Genomic DNA, 4,787 nt, shown 5'->3' on the forward strand with positions numbered 1-4,787 from the left:
ACTGCTCGGCGCGGACGCGTTCTTCGATGAGCTTCAGGGCTCTTGCCTTGAACTCGGGGGTGTACTTCTGGGGCATGATCCGATCCTCCTTGAGGAAGTAGGTCGGAACGAAACCCAGGGCGCTTCAGGGCGAGGCCGATGACCCGTTGATCGACGCTTCGGCGGAACCAAAGAAACGACCTCGAACACGGCTCACGGACGAGGAAGTGGACGCCATGCGAACAGCCCGTGCGGAGGGCGTCAGCGTGACGACCCTCGCGAGCTGGTTCGGCGTCCATCGCGGCACGGTGTGGGCGAAGACGCGCGATCGGTGAGCGAGACTAACTACCATCGGTCTCTCGCAGGGGGAGTCGTGGCATCTCCCTCCGAATTGGCGCGCAGGATCGCTTGAACTCGTCGTTTAAGATCGATCTCGCCCCTTTCACCCATATGGTTCATTAGGGATCGTGCATCGTCTTGGAGCTCGGGCTCGGACGTCTTGAGAGCTGCCGCGATCACCGGTGCTAGTGAGCGTGTACGTAGGTCGTAGTTGTCCCGGCCCGGCGTCTCGGCGGGGGCAAGGAGCATGGTCAGCGCGTCAAGGGCGACCCGTGGAAGCTCGTCGGCGGCGGCAGCTAGTTGCTCGCCGATCCTCCCGTTCGTGTTCAGCTCTCGATTGAGCGTCAGGGCCTCGACCAGCCGGGGTAGCCACCATGCGGCCGAGAACTTATCGCTCCGGATAAACCAGTAGAAGTCCTTGAGCTCGGCCTTGTCCTCGGGGTGTACCTTGACGTGGCAGACGCGCTCATCCCAGAGGTCAGCGAGCCGGTCGCGGATCGCATCGTCGACTTCCTCGGCGTGCATGAACGACCACGCGGTGTGCCCGATCGCATCGCCGCGAGCGTCGGGGTCGACCCGGGTGTAGAACTCAGTGCGCAGTGGGTCATCGTCTCCGATATGCCCTCGGATGATCGCCTCGATCACCCACTGGCCGATCCGTTGCTGCGGCGAGACATCGTTGCCCCAACCGATCGAGATCTGCTCGGTGCTGTCGAGCGCGGCAATCATGGAATCGGTGAGGAGCCGGTAGAGGCCCGGGTGGTAGTAGTGCATGGCGATAGCAGTCGTCACTGCGATCTGTTGGTTCCGGTCCAGTCCTGAGCGCGTGCCGAAGTAGGTCGAGAGACTCCCGAGAAGCCAACTGCGAGCATGATTGAAGAGTTTTGCGAGCCCCTCGCCTAGAACAGCTCGCGAGGCGCCGCGAGGATCCTCCAAGGCGAGTTGCTGGCCGAGCGCTTCGAGCGACCTGGAATGCCAAGGGCGAGCTTCGCCGAGACCAACTAGGTTGATCAGCCCCCTCAACAAGATGGGCCACTTCCAGTTCAGCGAGACCATGAGCGGGTCCCATCCGGAGTTCTCTTCCTCGACCGTGCCGACATACTCGCTCCAGGCGGCAGTTCCGGTTGCAGCGGTCAAGAGGTGATCCGCCAGTCGGCCCAGTTGCTCCTCGGAAAGCGTCGTGGTCGGGGCCCTGGCCGCCAGGTGGGCGATGAATCGGACCACGACCTTCTTGGCTTCTGCGAAGTCCGGATCGTCGTCGAATCGTCCACCCTCAACTGGGAAATCCGATTCATCGGAATGAGCGAGGATGTCGCCGATGAGAGTCAGCACCTGCTCCCAAGGAAGCGCGAGTTCTGACTTGAGCGCTCCCTCCCAGCCGCTGAGGATTGCCCGCAAGTAGGTCGGGCGCAATCGTCGGACCAGGTCCCGCTGGCCATCCAGCGCGTTTGGGTTACTTGCAACGACTGCCTCAAGCACCCTCGCTTGTCCCTCGTGGGAAGGCTCGGGACCCCAGCCGTCGCCCTCGTCGTGCCAGCCTTCCAACTGCGCAACAAGCTCCATCGGAGCCAGCGCTGCCATCTCCTCCTGAGGGATTGGACTGTTCGGTCCGGTCCAACCAGACACCTGAAAGGTCGGACGCGTGGGGTCATCAACGACGCCATCTTGAGCATCGAGCACGTCCAGTTGCTTCCTGAGTGTGGCTGGGAGGAGGTCAGGCCCAACGCCGGCCAACACGCGGTGTCTCCATCGCCTATCCCACTGCGCGATCTGGTCTTGGATCTCGGCGTCTGATTCGCCTCGTTCACGCAGATTACGCGTGATTCGTGCCGCCTCCTGCTCGGTGATGGGGCCGGACGCCAGCACCCCTTCAAGCTGGTCAAGCTCAGCACGGGACACCGCACCTATCGCGCGGATCAGCCCGATGAAGTCCGATGTGGCGAGTTGCTCGCGGGACTTCGCGTCGACCATGAGTTCTCGCGCGACAGCCAACAGGTCGGTGTTCGCCCTGCCAGTAGCCGCTTGGCGCCCCAGGACTTCTGCAACCGCGTAAAGCGAAATGCGGCGCACGATGAGGATCGGCTTGCTGTTGAGAGCCGCCCACGCCGCCGCTGGGTCCCTCTCCAGATGCTGGATCGCAGCGTCGCGCACGGCGTCAATCAGCGCATCCTGGATCTCGTGATAGGAGTTCTGCCTTCTAGAGATCTCAGAGCGCCCAAAGCCGCTGTGGTCGAACTCGTCTCCGATGCTTCCTTCGTTCTCCTCCCAGAGCGTGAGCCAAGGCAGGATGGTCTTCAATGCGTTGTCTCCGAGAGCAACGGTCACCCTCGGGAGTTCGCACGAATACCAATGGGCCTTCAGCTCCGTCACGGGATCGTTGTTGACGCCCTTGTCCTTGATTGGCCGGAACAGCTTGTTGGCGAAGGAAACGCCGAACTTGGTCTCGCCTCCTTGGAGCAGGTTGACCGTGAACGACACGAGGTCCTGTGGATCTGTGCGCCACCCGTAGCCGCTGTCCTCCCAGCCATCAATGACTGGCTTCAGTTTGGCGGCAATGGCTGTGGGCATACGCGAGCCAGCAGAGAATACGATTCTCCGGACCCAGGAATTGTTGCTACCCGCGAGAGTGCCAAGAACTTCAGCAACCTCAGCTGGAACATGCTCAACCATCGCATCCAAGTAGCTAGCTTCAGGCCAGTACTGCTCACGCACGATGCCGTCGCTTCCGACTTCTGGTTCGGGAGGGCTGCTGAAAGCTCCCGCATCAGCGAGTGGCTTCACCCAATGTGGATTTTTGAGCCCCTCGTAGAACGCCCGACGTAGCTGGAATGACGTCAGCCGGCGTAGCGCTGCCTGGACCTGCTCTGCCGTCGGAGCCTGGTACTCAGCCATCTTGTTCACCTCCGTCCTTGACCTGGTTGGCTTCGGCGAGCAGGTCCTCGATTGCGTGCAGGCTATCGAAGAACTCAGCTCTAATGCCGTCCATGAGAGCCTCGGCAAGTTCGATCCGCTGCCTCAGGTCGTTGTCGGATGGGATCAACTGAACGTCACTCTGCGCGTCGTGGAGATGCGCCCATTTCACGAAGAAGTTGACGAGGTCCTGCCACTCGCGGACTGCCGCATGCTTGGTGTTCCCATCGTCAGTGAGCAGCGCGGCAGCGTTCGCAGCTACTCGCCCGTCCTCAGCGACTGCAGCTTTGATCAGGTCATCAAGGAGAACTGCCAGCTCCTGAGGGACCGGGACGTTCTCGACCCCTTGCTGGAGGTCGAGGTTGGGGAAGCGTGCGGCGATGGCAGGAAGTCTGCGCACATGGGTCGAGCTCCGTGGGCCGCCACCGCCTGTCCCCGCGATCCCGAGTGCGCCCGGAAGACGATTCATCATTTCTCGCATTGAGTGGCATATGTGCGAGACACGCGTACGCTCATCACCCGGCTTGGCGGCAGTCGCCAGCAGGTCGCGAGCGGTCCTGTACATGCTCGCCAGGTCTGGACGCTTCTCCGCCAGCCAGCTGGCGAGCCGCGTTTGGCGATCGTCGGGGATCAACCCTGATTCGCTCATCTATCAGGGCTCGTCCCCAACTCGGCGGCCACTCTCACCGCAAACTCGGGGTCGGCGTGGATGCGGGCGACGACATCGTCGGCGACCTTGTTCACGTCGATCGGACCGTTGTACTCGACCTGCACACGGTCGCTCGGGTGGCTGAAGTCGATTCGGGGCGAGTAGGCGCTCTCGCCGTCGTCCCCGTAGGCGGTAATAACGTGGTCGAAGACCGACTGTACTTTGGTGTGGAAGATGCCGACGGTGTATGGCACTTCCGGCAGGCTCTGGCCCAGGACGCGGCGGATGGTGCTTTGGGAGCGCCACGGTGGCTTCCAGCAGCTCGGCTTCGCTGCCGGATTCGAGGACGGCGACCCAGCGGGAGTAGCGACCGTTGAAGTCGGCCGCTGTGGGGTCGTAGCGTTTGGTGGCCATGTTCCACGGTACGTCTGTTTCGTCACCGACGTAAGTGGCGACTCCTCGATCTGCAAGATGCGTGTGACCTCAAGGTGGTGAAGGGCGGACGGGCGAAAGTGTGCATCGCGCGGAGGGTCGTGCACCTGTCTGACATGGGAAGCGACAATCGAAGGCTGCGGGTGACGCGGCGTGATGAACCTTACCTCGGCAAGCTAATGGAGTGGGTGCTGGGCATCGCGGAGGCCCGGCATCGCGCGTGGGCGAATGGCGAGGCCGACCCCTATGGGCTCCCACCGCCCGACGACCTGGCGTCTGCACGCCACTGAGCTCTTCGGTTTGTCAGGGGTGCGCGAGAGAATCGGATCCAAGAAGCACCCGGTAAAGAGGGGCGCTTGACCCCTGATCTTGGACACGCTGATTCCAGCACGATGATGGGGAAGCGAGAATCCAAGGGATGGCTAGGAAGAACTACACGGACGAGTTCCGGCAGCGGGCGGTGGACTTGTACGAGTCG

The 4,787-nt window shown here is 62.3% G+C and carries 3 protein-coding genes; all 3 read right to left on the reverse strand.

What is annotated here, in order from left to right; translation table 11 throughout:
• Positions 1-324: 324 nt before the first annotated feature.
• The 3 genes from MA879_RS12140 to MA879_RS12150 are packed head-to-tail and all read right to left on the reverse strand — an operon-like array spanning position 325 to position 4,131.
• Complete coding sequence (locus MA879_RS12140) at positions 325-3,210, reverse strand: hypothetical protein (protein WP_248126849.1); 2,886 nt, start codon at positions 3,208-3,210, stop codon at positions 325-327.
• Positions 3,203-3,877 carry a hypothetical protein gene (locus MA879_RS12145; protein ID WP_144786710.1) on the reverse strand — a complete coding sequence of 225 codons (675 nt, stop codon included), beginning with the start codon at positions 3,875-3,877 and terminating at the stop codon, positions 3,203-3,205. Before MA879_RS12145 ends, MA879_RS12140 begins: the two co-directional genes overlap by 8 nt.
• A complete protein-coding gene (locus tag MA879_RS12150; protein WP_248126852.1) occupies positions 3,874-4,131 on the reverse strand; it encodes a hypothetical protein in 258 nt (85 codons plus the stop codon). The genes MA879_RS12145 and MA879_RS12150 overlap by 4 nt, the downstream gene beginning before the upstream one ends.
• Positions 4,132-4,787: the final 656 nt, after the last annotated feature.

The organism is Micrococcus lacusdianchii (assembly GCF_023155805.1).
GTDB lineage: Bacteria > Actinomycetota > Actinomycetes > Actinomycetales > Micrococcaceae > Micrococcus > Micrococcus lacusdianchii.

What these genes read in the sequence shown, in the direction of transcription:
- MA879_RS12145 (WP_144786710.1), bottom strand. Translation starts at nt 3,877, where the DNA reads ATGAGCGAATCAGGGTTGATCCCCGACGATCGCCAAACGCGGCTCGCC.
- MA879_RS12140 (WP_248126849.1), bottom strand. Translation starts at nt 3,210, where the DNA reads ATGGCTGAGTACCAGGCTCCGACGGCAGAGCAGGTCCAGGCAGCGCTA.